Origin of the sequence: Paucilactobacillus oligofermentans DSM 15707 = LMG 22743, from assembly GCF_001434315.1 — a bacterium.
In the GTDB taxonomy this organism is placed as follows: Bacteria; Bacillota; Bacilli; order Lactobacillales; family Lactobacillaceae; genus Paucilactobacillus; species Paucilactobacillus oligofermentans.
Genome location: NZ_AZFE01000031.1, coordinates 687,610 through 708,688, shown reverse-complemented (window position 1 = coordinate 708,688; position 21,079 = coordinate 687,610). Strand labels below are relative to the sequence as shown.

At 36.2% G+C, this 21,079-nt stretch carries 11 protein-coding genes; 4 read left to right on the top strand and 7 right to left on the bottom strand.

The window, feature by feature from the left end; all coding sequences use genetic code 11:
• Nucleotides 1-37: 37 nt before the first annotated feature.
• Nucleotides 38-1,012: a GMP reductase gene (locus FC70_RS06910; RefSeq protein ID WP_057890258.1), complete on the top strand. Its 975-nt coding sequence runs from the start codon at nt 38-40 to the stop codon at nt 1,010-1,012.
• 59 nt (nt 1,013-1,071) lie between these two features.
• Here the strand turns inward: FC70_RS06910 and addA are convergent, their stop codons facing one another.
• Together addA and FC70_RS06900 are read right to left on the bottom strand one after the other, a co-directional pair.
• Complete coding sequence (addA, locus tag FC70_RS06905; protein ID WP_057890257.1) at nt 1,072-4,794, bottom strand: helicase-exonuclease AddAB subunit AddA; 3,723 nt, start codon at nt 4,792-4,794, stop codon at nt 1,072-1,074.
• Entirely contained in the window at nt 4,794-8,339 is a 3,546-nt protein-coding gene (locus tag FC70_RS06900; protein ID WP_057890256.1) for a PD-(D/E)XK nuclease family protein, read from the bottom strand. The genes addA and FC70_RS06900 overlap by 1 nt, the downstream gene beginning before the upstream one ends.
• A 149-nt stretch (nt 8,340-8,488) precedes the next feature.
• Between FC70_RS06900 and FC70_RS06895 the strand changes: the two genes are divergently transcribed.
• Entirely contained in the window at nt 8,489-9,841 is a 1,353-nt protein-coding gene (locus FC70_RS06895; RefSeq protein WP_057890255.1) for an aspartate aminotransferase family protein, read from the top strand.
• A 513-nt stretch (nt 9,842-10,354) separates the two neighbouring features.
• Here FC70_RS06895 and cls read toward each other — a convergent pair.
• Together cls and FC70_RS06885 are read right to left on the bottom strand one after the other, a co-directional pair.
• Nucleotides 10,355-11,827: a cardiolipin synthase gene (cls, locus tag FC70_RS06890; RefSeq protein ID WP_235804084.1), complete on the bottom strand. Its 1,473-nt coding sequence runs from the start codon at nt 11,825-11,827 to the stop codon at nt 10,355-10,357.
• Nucleotides 11,828-12,118: 291 nt separating this feature from the next.
• Entirely contained in the window at nt 12,119-13,129 is a 1,011-nt protein-coding gene (locus FC70_RS06885) for a substrate-binding domain-containing protein (RefSeq protein WP_057890254.1), read from the bottom strand.
• 155 nt (nt 13,130-13,284) lie between these two features.
• Here FC70_RS06885 and FC70_RS06880 point away from each other — a divergent pair, with 155 nt between their 5' ends.
• Nucleotides 13,285-14,964 carry an alpha,alpha-phosphotrehalase gene (locus tag FC70_RS06880; protein WP_057890253.1) on the top strand — a complete coding sequence of 560 codons (1,680 nt, stop codon included), beginning with the start codon at nt 13,285-13,287 and terminating at the stop codon, nt 14,962-14,964.
• Nucleotides 14,965-15,088: 124 nt separating this feature from the next.
• On the opposite strand, the gene FC70_RS06875 is transcribed toward FC70_RS06880, so the two are convergent.
• Together FC70_RS06875 and yicI are read right to left on the bottom strand one after the other, a co-directional pair.
• Nucleotides 15,089-15,817 carry a DNA/RNA non-specific endonuclease gene (locus tag FC70_RS06875; protein WP_083478670.1) on the bottom strand — a complete coding sequence of 243 codons (729 nt, stop codon included), beginning with the start codon at nt 15,815-15,817 and terminating at the stop codon, nt 15,089-15,091.
• Nucleotides 15,818-15,934: 117 nt separating this feature from the next.
• Complete coding sequence (yicI, locus tag FC70_RS06870; protein ID WP_057890252.1) at nt 15,935-18,199, bottom strand: alpha-xylosidase; 2,265 nt, start codon at nt 18,197-18,199, stop codon at nt 15,935-15,937.
• A gap of 212 nt (nt 18,200-18,411) precedes the next feature.
• On the opposite strand from yicI, the gene FC70_RS06865 reads away from it, so the two are divergent.
• A complete protein-coding gene (locus tag FC70_RS06865) occupies nt 18,412-19,563 on the top strand; it encodes an ROK family transcriptional regulator (protein WP_057890251.1) in 1,152 nt (383 codons plus the stop codon).
• Here the strand turns inward: FC70_RS06865 and FC70_RS06860 are convergent.
• The gene (locus tag FC70_RS06860) at nt 19,560-21,008 is read right to left on the bottom strand and encodes a 6-phospho-beta-glucosidase (protein ID WP_057890250.1); all 1,449 of its coding nucleotides are present in this window, start codon (nt 21,006-21,008) and stop codon (nt 19,560-19,562) included. The genes FC70_RS06865 and FC70_RS06860 overlap by 4 nt on opposite strands.
• Between the last annotated feature and the right edge of the window lie 71 nt (nt 21,009-21,079).

Here is a 21,079-nt window from a genome sequence, read left to right as displayed (position 1 = left end):
GGTTATAAAAGACGAACTATTTTAAGGAGAGATAACTATGGAAACCTTCGATTATGATGATATTCAACTAATTCCTAGCAAATGTATTATTGAAAGCCGCCACGACGCCGATACCAGTATTCAATTTGGACCACGTAAATTTGCTATTCCAGTCGTTCCTGCCAATATGGCTAGCGTGATTGATGAATCACTCGCAATTTGGATGGCTGAACATAATTATTTCTACGTAATGCACCGGTTTACTCCGGAAAAACGACTTGAATTTGTCCATGATTTACAACAACGTGGCCTTTTTGCCTCAATCTCCGTTGGTATTAAAGCCACGGAATACCAATTCATCGACGACTTAAAAGCAGCCAACTTAGAACCTGAATACATCACGATTGATGTTGCTCACGGTCACTCTGACTATGTCATTAAAATGATTCAATATATTAAACAAACACTTCCTAGTAGTTTCGTAATTGCTGGCAACGTGGCAACGCCGGAAGCAGTTCGTGAATTAGAAAATGCCGGTGCCGATGCAACTAAAGTTGGTGTCGGACCGGGTAAAGCTTGTATTACTAAATTAAAAACTGGCTTTGGAACTGGCGGTTGGCAACTAGCTGCCCTTCGTCTTTGCAGCAAAGCCGCTCGTAAACCACTAATCGCTGATGGCGGAATTCGTCATAATGGTGATATTGCTAAATCGGTGCGCTTTGGCGCTTCCATGGTGATGATTGGTTCTCTCATGGCTGGTCATGAAGAATCACCTGGTAACATGATTAAAATCGAAGGTAAAACTTTCAAACAATATTGGGGTTCAGCTTCTGAAACCCAAAAAGGTGCTTACCGTAATGTTGAGGGTAAACAAATGTTAGTACCTTTCCGCGGTAGCATTCAAGATACCCTTGATGAAATGCAAGAAGATCTCCAATCATCAATCTCTTATGCTGGTGGCCGTGACCTTGAATCGATTCGTAAAGTTGACTACGTAGTGGTTAAAAATTCAATTACCAATGGTGATGACTAACTAAATTATGTTCAAAAAAGGTCACGTGCAAATGCACGTGACCTTTTGAATATCATCAATTATAGTTCGACTAATTGATTAATTGACAATAAATACAAATATTTATGAACTACTGGTGATTGTTCAATCCTTGATAAAGCTTCTGAATACAAATTAACTTGTCCCCGATATTTTTCAATAATTTCATCGATATTATCATGAACATCATCAGTTTTATAATCAAAAATTGTTAGTCCGTCATCAGTCTTAAAGTAACCATCAATAATCCCATGAATCAAAATTTCTTCATCCGAATCTTTTAAATCTTCAAATAGCTGACTAGCAGGTAATAACAACGAAAATGGAGTTTCTCGCTGCAACTGTTGCTGATTAGCAATGACTTGCTGACCAAAATCAGATTGATAAAATTCAACCACGGCTTCTCGATTAATTTTATTCGCAATCACTTCCGGAATCGTTTTGGCAATTGTTAATTGTTGAATTAATCGTTCTACATCTTCAATTGAAGGTGAATGATTTAAGTCCAATAATTGAAAAATTAAATGGGTCGCGGTCCCAATTTCCGCTGCTGATGGTGCTTTATCACCACGTAGAAACTGTGGTTTACCTAATTCAATTTGCGTATACCGACCTTGTTGTTTATCCGCATCACCTAAGTCCAATTGAATTAATTCATGATTATCTGGATCATCAAATAATCGTTTAATCTCAGATACCGATTGATAAGCCGTGGTTTTGGTGGCTGCTTGATATGGATACTGATAATTCAATAACTGCTTAATCATCGTTTGTTGTTCAGCTGTTAAATTAACCGGCACTTTGGCTACTGGTTCAGGCTTAATTTCTGCTGTTACTGGTGATTCATTAATTCCCAAATCAGCTTCGGTCACAATCCGGAAAGTAAACTTCGCCGGATCATTCTTCAACTCCGGTAGGGCTGGGAGACCTGATAACAAGCTTTGATCAAACTTCGGGTGTCGGACTAAGGCCATCCCAATCCATTGCATAAAGTTATTCGCCTGTAAGCGCAACGTTGGTGGCAGTGGCAAATTAGTCGCTTGAAAGGCCTTTTCCCAACTTTCGATTTTCTTAGCGCCACTCCGACCTTTACCAGTGATAATCAACCGTTGCTCGGCGCGCGTCATCGCCACATATAATAATCGCATTTCTTCGGATTGATTTTTACGATTTTTATCATCTTTCAATAATTGTTTTTGGATTGTATCAACTTTAATCCGCTGTGGATTAAGATACGTTACCCCAATCCCGTTATACAAATCAAGAATAAAGGGTGATTTTTGAAAGTCACTCTTATTAAACTGACCCGTAGCATTCATCATAATAACCACCGGAAATTCCAATCCTTTACTCCCGTGAATCGTCATTACATTAACCGTATTGGTATCAACTTGCGTTTGGGCTTCAGCTAAATCTTGATCATTTTTTTGCATTTGGTTGATAAAGCGCACAAATTGAAAAATTCCTTTAAAACTACTTTTTTCATAATCATGAGCGCGGTTATATAACGCGTGTAAATTGGCTTGTCGTTGACGACCGCCCGGCATACCACCAACATAATCAAGAAAACCAGTATCTTCAAAAATGGTCCAAATTAAATCAACTAACCGATTCTGCTTAGCAATTTGTTTAAATTTAGCGAGTTGTTCCAAGAACTTAGTTATCTTTTCATGTAGCTGTTGACCAAAATCATCAGTAACATCCGTTCTTTGCGCAAATTCTTGAATTGCTTGATAATACTGATCAGTTTTATTTTGAATTCTTAAATAAGCTAATTCATTTTCATCTAAACCAACAATCGGCGACCGCAAAACCGCCACTAAGGGAATATCTTGATATGGATTATCAATAATGCGCATTAATGACATCATGATTCGGACTTCCGTCGCTTGAAAATAATTTTCGGAACCACTTAATGTTACCGGGATTCCTAGTAAAGCGAACTGTTCTTCAATAATTGGATTATTAGTTCGTGAAGAAACCAAAATCGCAATATCTCCATATTGAATTTGCCGATCTTCACCCGATGCTCGATCAATAACCGTTTCATGTTGTTGAACCATCTGTTGAATTCGCTGACCAACCATGACGGCTTCACCAATCGATTTATCTAAGTTTTCCTCAGTTAAGTCTGCTGGTTCAGATTCATCTCCTTGATGTTCAGCATCCACTTTAATTGCATCAGACTCATAAAATAAAATTTCCGTCGAGGCATCTTTGTTAGTATCGTAATCAGCTTTCGCACCGAACTTTAAATGCGCATCATCGTCATATTCCATTTCACCAACTTGTGAATCCATTAATTGTTCAAAGATTAAGTTAGTAAAATTAATTACATTCCCAACCGAACGAAAATTTTCAGCCAAAACAATTGCTTCACCATCCGGATTTTCAGCTTGTCGATACTGATTATATTTACCCATAAACAGACTAGGATCTGCTTGTCGAAATTGATAAATCGACTGTTTAACATCCCCAACCATAAACATATTGCCCGGATTATCTGAGACAATTTGTTGCAAAATACTTTCTTGTAATTGATTAGTATCTTGATACTCATCAACCATCACTTCAGTATAGTGTGCTTTTAATTGTTCAACGACGGCCTGTCCTTCTGGTGATGGATCAGTTAAAATCTGATAAGCAAAATGTTCTAAGTCATTAAAATCAAGTGTGTGTTTCAAGCGCTTTTCGGCAGCAAAGGCCACCCGATAAGCCTTCACAACTTCCACTAATTTAGCGATTAAAATTTCTGTTTCACGTGTAACATTTTTAGCATCGGCTTCTAGTTGCAGAAAATATGTCTCAGTTAATTTAACTACGGCATCCTTCGCATCGTTGCGAGCTTTTTTAATCGCCAGAAATTCTTCGCTCGCTTCTGGATATTTAGTTTTACTTGGACCTCTAAACGTAACATATTCAAACTCATGTAATAACTTGAAAGTTGTATCCCATGACTTAGTTTGGACAGCATCAATTACTGCTTTTACATGATCTAATTCAGTCGTTAAGATTAGCTCAACTTTATCAAACGCCTCATCACCAGCAGTCGTTGCGATTGCCGCTTCCAAATCAGTTTGGGCTTGATTTAAAGTTTCTAAAAAGATCGGCAACAGTTGTTGTTGATATAAACTAGTTTCAGCTAACATGGCTGCATCTAATTGATATGATTTAACTAATCCGTTTAACCACTTTTCAGGATCTGGTGTGGAGTTAGCAAATTCGTCAACTTTTTGAACTACTTCGGTTAAGCCGTCATCACTGCGGTCATTAGAAAAGTTCTGCGTTAACCGTTCAAACACGTCATTATTTTGGGCATAAAATTCTTCGCGAACATCATCCCAAACCCCTTCACGCAGTAGTTGCTTTTCTGTGTCATCGGTCATTAATCGAAATTGTGGATCCAAATCAATCACGTAGTAATATTGCTTAATTAAATGTAAACAAAATGAATGCAGTGTGCTAATATCTGCCACCGCTAATCGATTAATCTGAATTTTAAGATGTGCTTTTAATTGTTCATCATCGGTACTATCAATTGCTTTACGTAATGCCTTTGCAATTCGATCGCGCATGCCTTTGGCGGCCGCATCAGTAAAAGTTACGACCAATAATTCATCAATATTTTCTTGATGGAGTAATTTTTGAATCACCCGTTCAACTAAGACTGAAGTCTTACCAGAACCCGCTGAGGCAGAAACTAAAATATTTTGATGACCATCATCAATTGCTTGTTGCTGGTGATCAGTAAAATGAGTTGCCATTATTTTCCACCTTCCTTAAGTGAATCAAAAAATTTATTATTACTAATCAATTTAATTTCATGATAATTATTATCCGGTAACATGGCATCAAACTGGAAAATATCTTTGTATGGTGAATACTGTAAGGCAGTTTGCTTTTGATTATAACGTGCCGGATTCAATTCAACTGACCCAGCAAAAATCCGATTGGCCGCATTAACAATTCGCTCCTCATTACGATCTAATAAAATTTGTAATTCATCAGTGGTGACTAAACTACTATCGGCCCGATAGTTATTGCCATTTTTATCTGCTTTTTTCAAACCAAATGGAAATACACTTGATGAACCAATCGTTTCGTCATCCATCGACATATCGATATCAGACAATAATTCACGATCACTAACTAAAATTCCTTTATACTTATTGGCTTTTAGCATCTCAGTTTCAAGGTCATCCTTCATATCCTGTAATTTAAAGGTTGGATTTTGAATATGCAGATATAATGCACTCGCCAAACGACTATCTTTCAACTTCAATTGGCTTGCATCACTTTTTAAGACGTTCAAATAAGTCATCATTTGCATCGCTAACCCAGCATACACTTCCGCAAACTTAATCGTCTTTTGACCTGACTTATAATCAACGATTCCTGCATACTGTTGTTGATTAGTCATCATTGTATCAATCCGATCAATTTTGCCCCGAACTCGCACCTGTTTACCATTTTCAAGATCAAAATTAAGCCCGGGAATGCCCGTTTGTCCCTGCATATCACCAAACATCACTTCAGTTTGATATGGATCCATTCGTGAACGAGTCGACTGCTGCTTCAATATTTGAGCAACTTGCAACAAAGTCGCTTGTAGTTGTCGTCCAATATAGTTCATGCGCTGTGAACTATTTAAAATCATAAATTGTGGCTGTTGCATCATTTCCTGGGTAATTTGTGGAATCATTTCATTAATCTGATCCACTGTAATCGTTCGAATTGTTTGGTGTTGATTAGCGAGTTCCTTTAAGAAGGCGTCCAAAACTGAATGAAATAACTCTCCAGAGTCTGCCGCGGTTAATTCAAATTCGTCACGCTCTTGGAGTTTTAAGCCAAATTTCAAGAAATACGCATACTCATTTTGGTAAAATTCTTCTAATTTTGAAACTGAAGTCCGAATTGTATCACCATACAAACCTTCGACAATCACTGGTTTTAAGACAATTGGTTGATTTTTATAATTTAAACCACCCATTGATTGTTGATAGCGTCCAGCAAATTCAGGTTGTTGCTTTAAATAATTATCAATGTACCGCCAAGCGCCATTTTTAATGGTCTTTAGATCAATTGCTAACCGCTCAACTCGTACTAATGAACTTAATGTCGAAGCTGCGGTACCCACATACTGATAAATTGGTGATTCGTCAATTGGTGGTACACTTTGATACTCATCGACGTGTAAGCCAAACTGATTAATCATCGACAAACTATATGGCGACATTTTGTAGTCATGCCCGTCATCATCCATTGTCGCACACGAAATAATCAAACGTTCACTACCATTCATAAATGCTAAGTAGTTAACGAATGATTCATTAATCAGTTGTTCGATATTGTCCGTTGGTAGGAATTGATGGTCATCTAGCAAACCATTAAAAGCTGTTTTATCTTGATCCGATAACAATAACTGGGTACTACTAGCTTCTGGCATTACTTGGTCGGTTGCCCCGACGATAAAGACTACCCGCTTTTTTTGACTTTGTACAATTCCGATTTCAGACATGACCACTTGATCCAAGGTTGATGGAATTTGTGAGTAGGTGGCTGAATCAAAACCAGCTTGCATCAAGTTACTAAAATCATCAGCATCAAATGGTTGGTCACCTAAAATAGCAACATATTCATCTAAAATTCCACAAAAAGTCTGCCAAACTTGTTGCGCTTGATCAGCAATTTCTAAATTGCCTGCCTCATTTTGTTCTTGATACCACTGCGTTAATTGTTCATCTACACCCGCTGCAACCAAAAATTGATATAAAACAGTCGCCGCTTCTTGACCTGACGTTGCTTTGTCTAATTTTTTATAAAATGGTGGCAAAATATTTTTAACATAGTTTCGAATTAAATTAATTTGGTCAGTTGCCCGTTCAACTTTATCTGATTTAATCCCTTGATCTGAATCACGAAACTGAAAGTACTGCCAATCAGCTTTTCTAAACCAAGCATCACCATGGAAACCAGTTTTTAATAACCAATTTTCAGTAATTGATAATGCATCTTGAAATTGATCAACCGGTATTGCTTCATTGTCTATTTGAGGAATTAAGAGATCCGTCTTTAATAACTGCATCACATCACTATGCCGATAATAATGGGTTTTTACTGTAAATAATGCATTCAATAACGCAACTAACGGATGATCATTCATCAACTTTTCATGATCATCAAAAATTGGAATATTAAATTGTTTAAAGGTTGGGATAATTGCTGAACTATAAACATCCATATGCTTCGTTAAAATTAGAAAATCACGATAACGATATTCACCGGTGGCAACTAATTGGCGAATTTGCCGGGCCACTTGGCGCAGTTCAGTTAGGCGACTATCTGCCGTAAAGATCTTTAATGAATTTTTATTTTCAAGTGTCGTAGCTGGAATTTGTGCCATTTTAGCATCTGCAATTAGTAATTTTTCAACGACTTGTAAATCTGATGTTACACGTGAAACTTTGGCATATACATCAAATTCATGGTGAATTTGATAAGTATCCGCTACGTTATATAAGCGATGATATAACTTACCGGCTTCAATAAACATATCGTTAGTGTCTGGTAATTTATGCGCGGCTGGTTGATCTAAAATTAGTGACATCACAACTGATTTAGCCTGTCTAATTAATGCAGTTGCAATATTTTGTTCGCTAGCTGTAAATTGTGAAAAACGATCTAAATAAATATGGACATGACTAAAATCATTACTGTTTATGTAATCCGTTAACTGCTGGTACATCTCTGAATTACCTAAATATTCACCAGCAATCGACATTTCATATTCACGATAAATAATTACCAAATCATGCAATTTAGCCGTCAAGGTTTGGTTATTTCGTGGCATTTCATCAGCTAAATTAGCTAAATCATCCGCATTAATATTAGCTTGCTTAAGTTCCTCTAACTGCCGTGTCACTTCACCAACAAACCCAGCTTGATCAGCCTCACCTGCATACAGTTTTAACTCGCCTTGGTGTTTTTTCATAATTTGGAAAACCAACATATTCAAACCATTAGTTGAAATGCGTGGAACTTGATAGCTGGCCGAATTACGTAAAAAGAACCAAGCAAGGCGGCTAAATGATAATACCTGTAATTTTGATTGGGCATACAAATGGGTTTCATCACTAGTCAGCTTTCCCAACCGTGATAAAACATCTAATTCAGATTCAAATTTAATATGATTAGGTACTAAATAGTAGAACTGATCGTCTGGATATTGCTTCATATCAGCGGACAATCGCTCAACCATTGCTTGCTGATGATCCATTGCGGCGGTTCCCAAAATAAATCCTAAGCTCATGTGGCATTCCTCTTTTTTAAGTTTGCATATAAACTTGCAGCTTATTTTTATTACTTATCCTCACCATTTTAGCATTGAACAGTTGAATAAAAAAATCAAAATGGGTATGCTAATACATAATTTACATTAAAAAGAAATGAGGAAACTATATGGCTTGGGAAAATGATTTGGGTGACCAACTGTTTCACGAAAATATGAATAATGTAGCCCCAACCGGAATTGTTCAATACTACAATCTTGTGATTAAATCAGCCCAAGGTGCTGAAGTAACAGATGTTGAGGGTAAACAATACATCGACCTTTTAGGTAGTGCCTCAGCGATGAATGTGGGTCATAACCATCCCCACGTTGTCGCAGCTATGAAACAACAAATTGATGAATTAGTAAGCTACGATGCTGGCTATTTCACTAATCCCACTAGTATGAAACTTGCTGAACGCTTAACTAAATTAGCTCCTGGTGACCAAAAATATAAAGTTGCTTTCGGAACTTCAGGATCTGATGCTAATGATGGAATTATTAAATTTGCGCGCGCAGCTACTGGTCGTTCATATATCATTTCATTTGAAGGTGGCTATCACGGAACCACTTTTGGTGCAATATCGGCAGGTGCTTGTGACGTCAACATGGTACGTAAAATTGGACCACTAGTTCCAAATATTGTACATGTTCCATTTCCTGATTTATATCGCCATTATCCTAATGAAACCGTCCACGAAATTTCTATGCGCTACCTAGCCGACTTCATGCGACCATTTAATACTTATTTACCCGCCGATGAAGTGGCCTGCGTCTTGATTGAACCTATTCAAGGAGATGCTGGAATCATTAAACCACCCGATGAATACATCCAAGCAATTCATACTTTCTGTCAAGCAAATGGTATTTTATTTGCAGTTGATGAAATTAATCAAGGGCTGGGACGATCAGGTAAAATGTGGTCAATTGAGCATTTTGGAATTGAACCTGACTTGATTGCTACCGGTAAATCAATTGCAGCCGGAATGCCACTAAGCGCTGTTATTGGTAAAGCTGACATTATGGACGCGCTTGGAACCTCAGCCCACGTCTTTACAACTGCCGGCAACCCAGTTTGTGCAGCTGCTTCATCTGCCGTATTAGATATCATTGCTGATGAAAAATTACCCGAAAAGTCTGTAACCGATGGTGAATATGCGAAAGAACAATTTCTCAAGTTGCAAGCTCGTTTCGACTTTATTGGCGACGTGCGAATGTTTGGTCTAAACGGCGGTATCGAAATTGTTAAAGATAAAATCTCTAAAACCCCAGATAATAATGCTGCCGCACAAATTATTTTCCGAGCATTCCAAAAAGGCTTAATTCTCGTTAAACTTGCTGGTAATGTGTTGCGTTTTCAGCCACCGCTTGTAATTACACGCGCTCAACTTGACCAAGTCTTCACGATTTTGGAAGAAGTTTTTAATGACTTCCAGCAAGATAAAATTAAATTACCTGACGAATTAAAAAACATGGTCTGGTAACTAACTGGCGTATTTATGTAATTACTTTAAAACTAAATTACAAACAAAAAAGCACCTATCAGTCTTTCACCCTGATAGATGCTAACGGAAGAACGGTCTGTAATTGCAATCTTCTTGCATTACTCCGATTAGTTCCTAGTGCACGCTGATGGCTAAATTTTTACAAATTATTTGATATTATGAGCCATACTTACGCTGCTTCTGACCTACTAATTTTCGGTTACCAGAAACACACTTCTTGATATCGGTGAGGTTGTTCTCTCGAATCAATTCCTCATCAATTCGTTTCAAGAACTCTTATGTTCTTCCTCACCAATAATATAACACGTTGTGTAAGCGTTTGCAATGATATGCTTCTACTTTTATTATCCATAGCTCTTAACCCTTATCTATCAAGGATTTAAAACTAATTAAGAATTACTTAACACTAGTTAACGTACCATTTTTTTCAAAATTAACTCATAAAAGATATCCATCTGACTAAAATAGTCTGATGGATATCTTTTAATTAGGTTATAAAATTGGCGCTAACAGCCGTGATAAAGTTTGCTTCACTCGTAAGCCAAATGATTGTTCTTCAAAATCTTTTGGCGTCATCATTTTGCTAACTTTAATATCATCCAAAAAGGCATCTTCTAGTTCATCTGCCATTTGACGATCATATAAGAAGGCATTCACTTCGAAATTTAGTTTGAAACTACGAAAATCCATATTTGCCGAACCGACTGATGCAACTTTTCCATCAACAACCATCGTTTTTGCATGCATAAACCCGTTTTCATAAAAATAAATTTTGGCCCCCGCAATAGCTAATTCGCGAGCATAATATTGTGAAGCTCGATAGACAAATGGATGATCCGGCTTATTCGGAATCATAATTCGGACATCAACCCCTGATTTAATCGATAATTTTAAAGCGTCCAACACACTGTCATCTGGGATTAAATATGGTGATTGAATCCATAATTTTTCTTGTGACATATTAATTAATTTAATATATCCCAATTTAATTTTCTCTAAATCATGTTCTGGACCACTTGAAACAATTTGTAACTGTCGATCACCATTCGGCCGATTGATTTGAATATATTTAGAGTAATCCGTAATTTTAATTTTGTTACTCGTAGCGCTCCAATCCCGTAAGAATCGCGATTGTAACGATAATATTTTACCTTCAATTCGTAAATGCGTATCTCGCCAATAACCAAACTTTTTATCCCGACCCAAATATTGATCACCAATATTAAAGCCACCGATATAACCAATTTCACCATCAATAACCACAATTTTTCTATGATTACGAAAGTTTAATCGCAAGTTTAAAATGTTTGATCCAACACCCAAAAATTGTTCAGCAAAACCACCATTAGCACGTAATTGACTAAAAAACTTACGCGTGGTGCCCATTGAACCCCATGAGTCATACAACACACGAACTTCAACACCTTCAAGAGCTTTCTTTTCTAATTCTTTTAAAATTGCATTTCCAATTCGGTCATTGTAAAATGTATAAAACTCAATATGAATATGCTTGGTTGCTGCCCGAATATCATTAATCATCGTCTCAAAAAGGCGCGTCCCATCGGTAAATAACGAAACTTGTTTTTCCTTTGATAAAAAAGCATCATCTGTATTTTGAAAGAAAGTTACTAACCGATATTCAGATTCTTCTAATCGTTTAGCAGTCATTTGATTGGCTTCAATCTCTACTTTTTGGGCCTCAATTGCTGCCTTGATATTTTTTTCTTCATCTACCTGTAATCGGCTTAATCGCTTCTGTGGTAACTTTCGGCCAATAATTGAATAGATAATTAGCCCAACGACTGGTAATAAAATCAAGACTAATAGCCATGCCCAAGTTGCTGAAATATCACGTTTTTCCCGGAAAACCGTAAAGACTGAAAAAACAATATTCAATACCACAATCAACACTATCGCATTCTTAATAATGAACCAATTTATCATCCATAAACTTTCCAAAACCATTAAACATTCCCTCTTATCATTTCCTCTTACTAGAAAGGTGATTATTATATGCATTTTACACTACCTATCGGAATTGGCCAATACCATGCACTTCATATGTTACTAAAAGAAAACCCCGGCCTCACAATTTGTGTCTTACTATTGCTAATTGCCTTGGCATTTTATTTTAAATATCGAAAATAATTTAATAAGTAACCCCTCTACATACCATAAAATTAATATCTTACTTAATGCATTCTAATAAGAATAGGTTTGTACAATAAAACAATCTCAAAGTACACAAGTACTAAATTAATTATTACTTGTGTACTTTGAGATTGTTTTAAATACTGAACCACGATCAATAATATTGACTGGTAATACCACGCTTGCTTCCGGTTTACTATCTAAAATTTCTTTGACAGCTAATTCACCCATTTCATAAAATGGTTGCACGACCGTTGTCAATTGTGGTGTAATCATTTCTGAAATTTTCGAATTATCAAATCCCATAATCGATAATTCACCGGCAATGTTATAGTCATGTTCATAAGCCCCGGATATAATCCCCGCCGCTGTATCATCACTCGCGGCAAAGACTGCTGTTGGCATTTTGGGTAATTTCAGAAGAGTTTCAAAAGATTTACGCCCTGAATCAAATGAAAAATCACCATCAATAATTAGATTCTGATCAATCGTAATTTTATGATCCATTAGCGCTTTTGAATAACCATCAATACGATTATAACCAGTTTGTAGATCATCTTTCTTAACTCCTACTAGTGCAATTTGTCGATGACCATGTTCAATTATGAACTGTGTCGCTTGATAAGCTGCTTGGTAATTATTAATCGTAATCGATGGATAACCCGGAACAACCACATTAATCGAAATTAATGGCATATCAAATTTATTAAGGTACGCTAAATTATCTTCATCAAACTGAACTGAAATCGAAATAATCCCAGTTACATTCTGTCTCAACATTAAATCGATACATTTTCGTAATCGTTCATTATCTGACATACCACAATGCGCTAATAAAATACGAGCATCTTTTTGATACCCAAAATCTTCAACGCCTTCAATAATTTTTGTTGAAAAACTTGATTTAGCATTAGTAACAATAACTCCAATAACATTTACTTTTTGAGTCGATACTAAGCTTGAAGCATACTCATTTTTTTGATAATTAAGCTGCTTTGAAATGGTTAATATCCTTTGTTTAGTTTTTTCACTGTATCCACCACTGTTATTTAAAACTCGTGAAACCGTAGAAGGTGAAACCGCAGCGACTTTTGCAATATCTTTAATTGTTTTCATGCCATCCCCCATTAATTAATATTATATCAGCAATTGACAAGAATAATAAAATGAATTACAGTGTCTTTGTAAGCGATTACAAATCAGTGGTAAAACTACTGATTAATTTTTTATAATTTTACGCAAACGTTTGCGTAAAAGCTGGAGGAAATCTCATGACTACTAATAACTGGTGGCAAAAATCAATTGTTTATCAAATTTATCCTAAAAGTTTTCAAGATAGTAATAACGATGGTATTGGTGATTTACGTGGTATCATCAATCGTCTAGATTACATCAAAGAACTTGGTGTTGATATTATTTGGCTCAATCCAATCTATCGCTCACCAAACGTTGACAATGGTTATGATATTAGTGACTATCAAGCTATCCAACCTGACTTTGGATCAATGGCTGATTTTCAAGAGTTGTTAGATAAAATTCATCAAAAAAATATGAAAATTATGATGGATTTAGTCGTCAATCATTCATCTGATGAACACGAATGGTTCAAGGCTAGTCGCCAAGGTAAGAACAATTCTAAACGTGATTTTTATATTTGGCGCGATCCAGTCGATGGTCATGAACCAACTAATTGGGGTTCTTATTTTTCAGGATCTACTTGGACTTTAGACAAAACATCCGGTCAATATTATCTTCATCTGTTTGCTAAGGAACAACCTGACTTGAATTGGGAAAGCCCTCAAATGAGACATTCTGTTTATGACATGATGAACTGGTGGGCTGATAAAGGTGTTGATGGCTTCCGAATGGATGTCATTAACCTAATATCAAAACCAGCTAAATTTCAAGATGGTTCCGTCGATCTCGGCGAAACATACGCAGATGTTGAACCAATTGTTAGCAACGGTCATAAAATCCATCAATACTTACAAGAAATGAACAAAAATGTTATGAAGCATCATAACCTCGTAACTGTTGGTGAAACACCCGCTGCTTCTCCTGATGATGCTAAAAAATATGCTAATCTAGACAGTACAGAATTAAATATGGTTTTCCAATTTGAACATATGTCTTTAGATGCAAATAAAAATCCAGCCTTGGGTAAATGGGGGGACCGACGTACAACACTTAGTGAATTAAGAGCTAATCTAACAAAATGGCAATTAGCATTAACTAATAAAGCATGGAATTCGCTCTACTGGAATAATCACGACCAGCCTAGAGTCGTTTCTCGTTTTGGTAATGATTGTCCTGAATATCGTGTTGTTTCAGCTAAAATGCTAGCAACCATGTTGCACTTTATGCAAGGTACCCCTTATATCTATCAAGGTGAAGAATTAGGAATGACTAATGCTAATTTCGATAATTTAACTGACTATAAAGATCTAGAAACTCTTAATATCTATCAGCAACTTGTTAATGATGAACAATTAGTCTCATCAACAACCATGATGAATTATATTAAGCTTCACTCACGTGATAATGCTCGAACCCCCATGCAATGGGATAATAGTACCAATGCTGGATTCAGCCAACAACAACCTTGGTTAGCCGTCAATCCTAATTATCCAGAAATTAACGTCAAAACTGAATTAGCAGATGAGAACTCGGTTTTTCACTACTATCAAAAATTAATTAAATTACGTCATACTATGCCAGTTATCACAGACGGTCGCTATCAATTAATAGATGGTAATGAATTGGACGAAGATGTTTTTACCTATATCCGTGAAAATGCTGATACTAAGTTAGTCATCATATTAAACTTCACCAATCAAACAATTACCAGAAATTATCAATTACCAATTAAAAAAACACTGTTAATCTCGAACTACACTGAAGATTTAGGTTCAACCTTGCGACCTTATGAAGCAAAAGTGTATAAAATTTAATATATGTTATTAAATGGCTTCATTCCTGTATTTATCTGGAATGAAGCCATTTATTGTAATTAACCGATTTAGATGGTTACAAGCGTGAATTATTTTTCAACCATTATGTCTAATTGAAGATTATTTAATTTTGAACACTGGTCCCATCATTATAATTTAACGTGACATCTTTTTGAATATTAAAAATATAGATATTAAATGATATTTGATCATCTTCAATTGATTGTGCCTGCATGTGAACCCCACGAGCTAACAATTCATTGTCGCGGAAGATTGGTTCAACTTGATAACGAACATGATGCTTGGTTGCCTTAATATACTTAGCCACCCGACTTTCATACTCTTCCATTCCCGGAGCATTCATGCTCGCCGTCCCCGTCATTAAGTTCTTCGGATTATTATTTTCACCCGTTAATTGAAAGCCAATAATATGACTACGATTGTATAACCAAATTCGATTACCATCTGAATTAACTTGTTTGTTATGCCAGCCAGTTGGTTGAATATACAAAGGATCACGTTCCCTAGTGGGCATCAACTCTTTACCCAAAATGGCATTCGCTGTTCCAACTCGATTTAGTGAATCTAAGTCGCTAAACATCTGCCAGCTACCATGCGCAATACTTAAATCATCCTTAGTAAAGGTTGGTTTCCCGTTATTTACGTTTACAACCTGTTGGCCATCATAATCTAATTTCTGTAAATTTTCCTTTGAAACACTAGTCGTTGTTTTAGTTGTTTCGGTCGATTGATTGTTCATTTGCGTGTAACCACCAAAAATTGCGATGGCTAATGCAATAATTATCGTTGTGACCGATACCTTTATTTTTCTTCGCTTTCGTCTACGCGCCATGGTCTCCTCCAAATTTAAATGTAACTACAATTTTAACAGAGGTTTGACACTTATCGAACAAAAAAGCCTGCAAATTTGCAGGCTTTTTATATAATCCATTATTTTAATAAAATTGAGCTAAATATCAAATTCACCAATTTTTTCTTCAATTATTTTACCAGCCTCATGAACACTAACCTTAACGCTGCTAAGACCATCAGTTTTTACCGTAAAGTGATTACCAGAACGAGTAACAGTTACCTTAGCCGCATCTTTACCATGATTATCAACAACTTTTTGCTCAGTCGTTCCTTCAGCCATATTGTAAAGATGAATTGTAACATCCTTAGTGTAATCATAATCAGCGTGAACAGCTGCTTCATTACGAACTAGGATACTGTTTTCACGTGCTAATAATGGTAAGTTCAGGTGATCGTAAGTTTCAGTAAACCAGTTACCACCTTCAGTAACGTCATAGTATTGTTCAGTCAAGACATTAGTCCACTTGCCAGTTGGTAAGTAATAGTTAACGGTGCCCTTATCATTGAAGATTGGGGCAACTAACAACTTGCTACCCAGCATATATTCTTTATCCAAATGATATGCGTTATTATCTTCCAAGTATTCCATAAAGACCGGACGCATTAATGGAGTACCAGTTTCTGAAGTATTAACAGCTTCAGTATACAGATATGGCATAATCGAAAGCTTGAAATCAACAAACTTACGAGTAACATCAACTGCTTCTTCATCAAAGTTCCAAGGAACACGAGCTTCAATACTACCATGATAACGGCTGTGTGATGACAACAAGCCAAATTGGGTCCAGCGTTTATAAATATCTGGCGTTGCTGATTCTTCAAATCCTCCAATATCATGACTCCAGAATCCAAATCCAGAAAGTAAGAATGATAAACCACCGCGTAATGAATCAGCCATTGATTTGTAACGTGATAAGTTATCTCCACCCCAGTGAACTGGGAATTTTTGTGACCCTACTGTTGCTGAACGGGCAAACAAGACAGCTTCATCTTTACCTTTTTCTTCAACTAATAAATCAAAAACAGTCTTATTATATAGGTAGGTATAATAATTATGGATACGTTTTGGATCAGATCCATCGTAGTAAACAGCATCTTCAACTGGAATTCGTTCACCAAAATCTGTCTTAAAGCAATCAACACCCATATCAAGTAATACTTTCAACTTACTTTGATACCATTTAACAGCATCAGGATTGGTAAAATCAATTGTTCCTAACCCGGCTTGCCAAAGATCCCATTGCCAAACATTGCCATCTTCACGTTTAATAAAGTAACCTTTTTCTTTAGCTTCTTTAAATAACGGTGATTTTTGACCGATATAAGAGTTGATCCAAAGACAAACTTTAACGCCCTTATCATGAATCTTCTTAATCAAACCTTCTGGATCTGGGAACATATCTTTATCCCATTCAAAATTACACCACTCAAAACCTTTTTGCCAGAAACAGTCAAAATGGAACACATCCAACGGAATGTGACGTTCTTGCATACCATCAATATAACCCATAACAGTTTTTTCACTGTAATCAGTGGTAAATGATGTCGAAAGCCATAAACCAAATGACCATGCTGGAGGTAATGTAACTTTACCTGTTAAACGTGTATAGCGATTCAAAACCTCTTTTGGTGTTGGACCATAAATAACGTAATATTCAATTGATTGTCCTTCGACACTAAATTGAACCTTATCAACATCTTCGGAAGCGACTTCAAACGAAACCGTTTCAGGTTGATTAACAAATACCCCATAACCTTTATTACTCAAATAAAATGGAATATTTTTGTAAGCTTGCTCACTACCGGTACCACCATCTTTTTGAATGATATCAACTGTTTGACCATTTTTAACAAACGGTGTAAAACGTTCACCCATTCCATAGATTAATTCATCTACGTCGATTGATAACTTTTCACGCATGTAATGTTTCTTTTCTTTATTATCAGTAACCTCACCTTCAGCACTAGGCTCTGAAGCTGTAAACACTTGACCATCCGCTTCAAATTCAATCTTGAAATCGCCACGAACAGGCATTTTAGCGGTTAAAGGACCAGAAGTTAATGAAATTTCTTCATCACTGGTTTTAATGTTAACGTCTGGATCTTCATTAGATAATTCGTAACTAGGTCCTTGAGTTGGTTGGTCAAAGTGAATTAACTTAACACCAACTACTCCTTCAATTGGTGAAGACAACTTAACAGTCGTCATACCCAAGTTCAACTCATCATTTCGAACTTTAATTTTATTATATGGTGCATAGGCGGTTAACTCTTTACCATCAACTTTGTATTCAAAAACTTCTTGTGGAGAATTGATTTCGTATTGTGGTCGAGTTAACCAATAACCATCTGTAAATTTCATTCTAATGTCCACCTTTCAAATTAGTTTGAAAAGTTTATTTTCAAACTATGCTTATATAATAACTGGGTTATTATTAATTGTCAACGCTTACATTTATTTTTTATTAATATAACTTTCCTTTCATGCAGTATTTATTTAGGCTATAATACTGCTAACAATCAATTGTGGCATTTCGCGCTTTGATTACTTAATTTTTAAAGGAGCAAAATTTAATGGTCATTAAAAAAGACACCATGAAAAATGCCAACAACCGATCTGTTTTTCAAACAATTATCAATAAAGGACCTATTTCTCGTAATGAAGTCTCACAAGAATTAGGACTAAATAAAGTGACTGTTTCCAATATCATTAACGATTTAATGAAAGATAATTTCATTTCTAGCATTGGTGAAGGTCAAAGCACTACTAGTGGTGGCCGTCGTCCAGAATTAGTCCAACTAAACGCCAAATTTGGTTTTGTTGCAAACTTCAGCGTCACGGATGATCAAATCGAAACAATGGCTAACAAATTTGATGGACGAACACTTGAATACACGGTTAATAAAGTAAATGCAACAACACTCGAAGAATTATTCGAAAACATCAGTGATAACTTAGCTGAGTTACCCGACTTCGAAACTGAAAATGGTTTATGCGGAATCTCGATTGCCATTCCAGGCTACGTCTATCGTGGCAATATAATTGATTCACCTTTTGAGTCAGCTGGTAATTTCAATTTGCAAAATGCCCTTCAAGAAAAATTTGACGTTCCCGTTGTAATTGAAAATGCCTCCAATCTATCAGCAATTTTTGAACAAGATTTTAGCCAACAAGAACTAGTTAATATTGTTTCTTTAACAATTGGCAAACACATTGGTGCTGGTATTTTAATTAATCGCCAATTATATAAAGGATACTTTGGCCGTGCCGGTGATGTTGGTCACATGATTTTCAAAGAAGATCGCGAAAACGTACCCTTATCTCAACTTAAACCAATTGAGGATGAATGGTCCGAACAAAGAGTAAAAGAAAAACTTCAAGCCGTTTTAGGCAAGAAGTTTACTTTAAAAGATATGGCGCTCGCATATAGCCAGCAGAATCCAGAAGTCAGTCAAATTTTAGATGATTTTTGTTACCACATTTCATTAATCGTGAATCACCTAATTATCGCATTTGATCCACAAATGATTTTCTTCAACTCAAAAATCATCAATGAACTACCTGACTTACTCCGAATCATCCAGCTTAATTTATCAAACATGTCATTAGTTCCACCCTTAGTTTTCTCAAAAGATGTACATTTTGCAACATTATTAGGTGGATGTTCTCTTGTTATTCATAACATTTTAGACATGGAACAAATTAGGTTAATTTTGCATCATTAAAAATTTAAATTTTCACCACGTGATGCAATTACTTGTTGATACCAGTAAAATGAATCTTTTTTCAAACGCTTTAAGCTACCATTCCCTTCATCGTCTTGATCGACATAAATCATACCGTAGCGTTTTTTCATTTCCCCAGTACTAGCCGAAATTAAATCAATATGACCCCAGGGAGTATAACCAATCAAATCAATGCCGTCTTCTGCGACGGCTTTTTCCATTTCTAGAATATGATCATGGAAATATTTAATTCGATAATCATCATGTATTTTTCCGTCATCGGTTAATTTGTCATAAGCACCAAACCCATTTTCAACAATAAATTGAGGCTTATGCCAACGATCATTCATCCAATTCATCCCATAGCGAAGACCTTTGGCATCAATTTGCCATCCCCAATCAGACTTCTCAAGATATGGATTATCAACCAGGTCAGTATTTTCATTGAAATGCAATTCTTCATCACCGTTATCTTTAGTAGCGAAAGACATATAATAACTGAAGCCCATATAGTCAACTGTACCCTCACGTAATATTTGACGGTCTAAATCACTAATTTCAATATGATAATCGTGACGATCCCAATACTTAATTAACCACGCTGGATATTCTCCAAGCGCCTGAACATCCCCGTAATAATATCGTGTTTGCATGGCTCGTTGAGCTTCTAAAATATCAGCTGGTTTAGCTGTCATTGGGTAGATTGGGCTCATGGCAACCATCGCTCCAACTTGTAAATTATTGTCAATTTCATGGGCGATTTTGACGGCTTTAGCACTCGCAATAAATTCGTTATGTGCTGCCTGGAACATTGCTTCTTCCAAATTTTCATCATCATTTAAAATCAAGCCAGAGTTTTGAAGCAAGTGATGCGGATCAGCCCAACTAGTTTGGTTGTTAATTTCATTAAACGTCATCCAGTACTTCACTTGATTATGGAATCGTTTAAAACAGACTTCTGCAAAACGTGTAAAAAAGTCAATTACCTCGCGATTGCGCCAACCACCATATTCTTTAACTAGATGATAAGGCATTTCAAAATGTGACAAAGTAATCACAGGCTGAATTCCATTTTTTAAACATTCATCAAACAAGTTTTCATAAAACTTTAAACCAGCTTCATTTGGCTCACTTTCATCGCCATTTGGAAAAATACGAGTCCATGCAATTGAAGTTCTGAAACAATTCAGACCCATTTCAGCAAACAACTTGATATCTTGTGGATACTGATGATAAAAATCAATTCCCCAGTGATTAGGATATACCTTACCTTTTTCAACTGTTTTAGTAACTTGACGTGCTTGTTCTTTATTACCACCGGTCATGACATCGGCAATGCTGACGCCTTTTCCGTCAGCTTGCCACGCACCTTCTAATTGATGAGCAGCGACGGCGCCACCCCATAAAAAGTCTTTTGGCATCTGGTATCCTTGTATTTGTTTCATTAGTTTTAGCCTCCATATGTTAACCGCTTTCATTATGTGCTATTATAACTTGTAGGTACAAGTTTGACAAG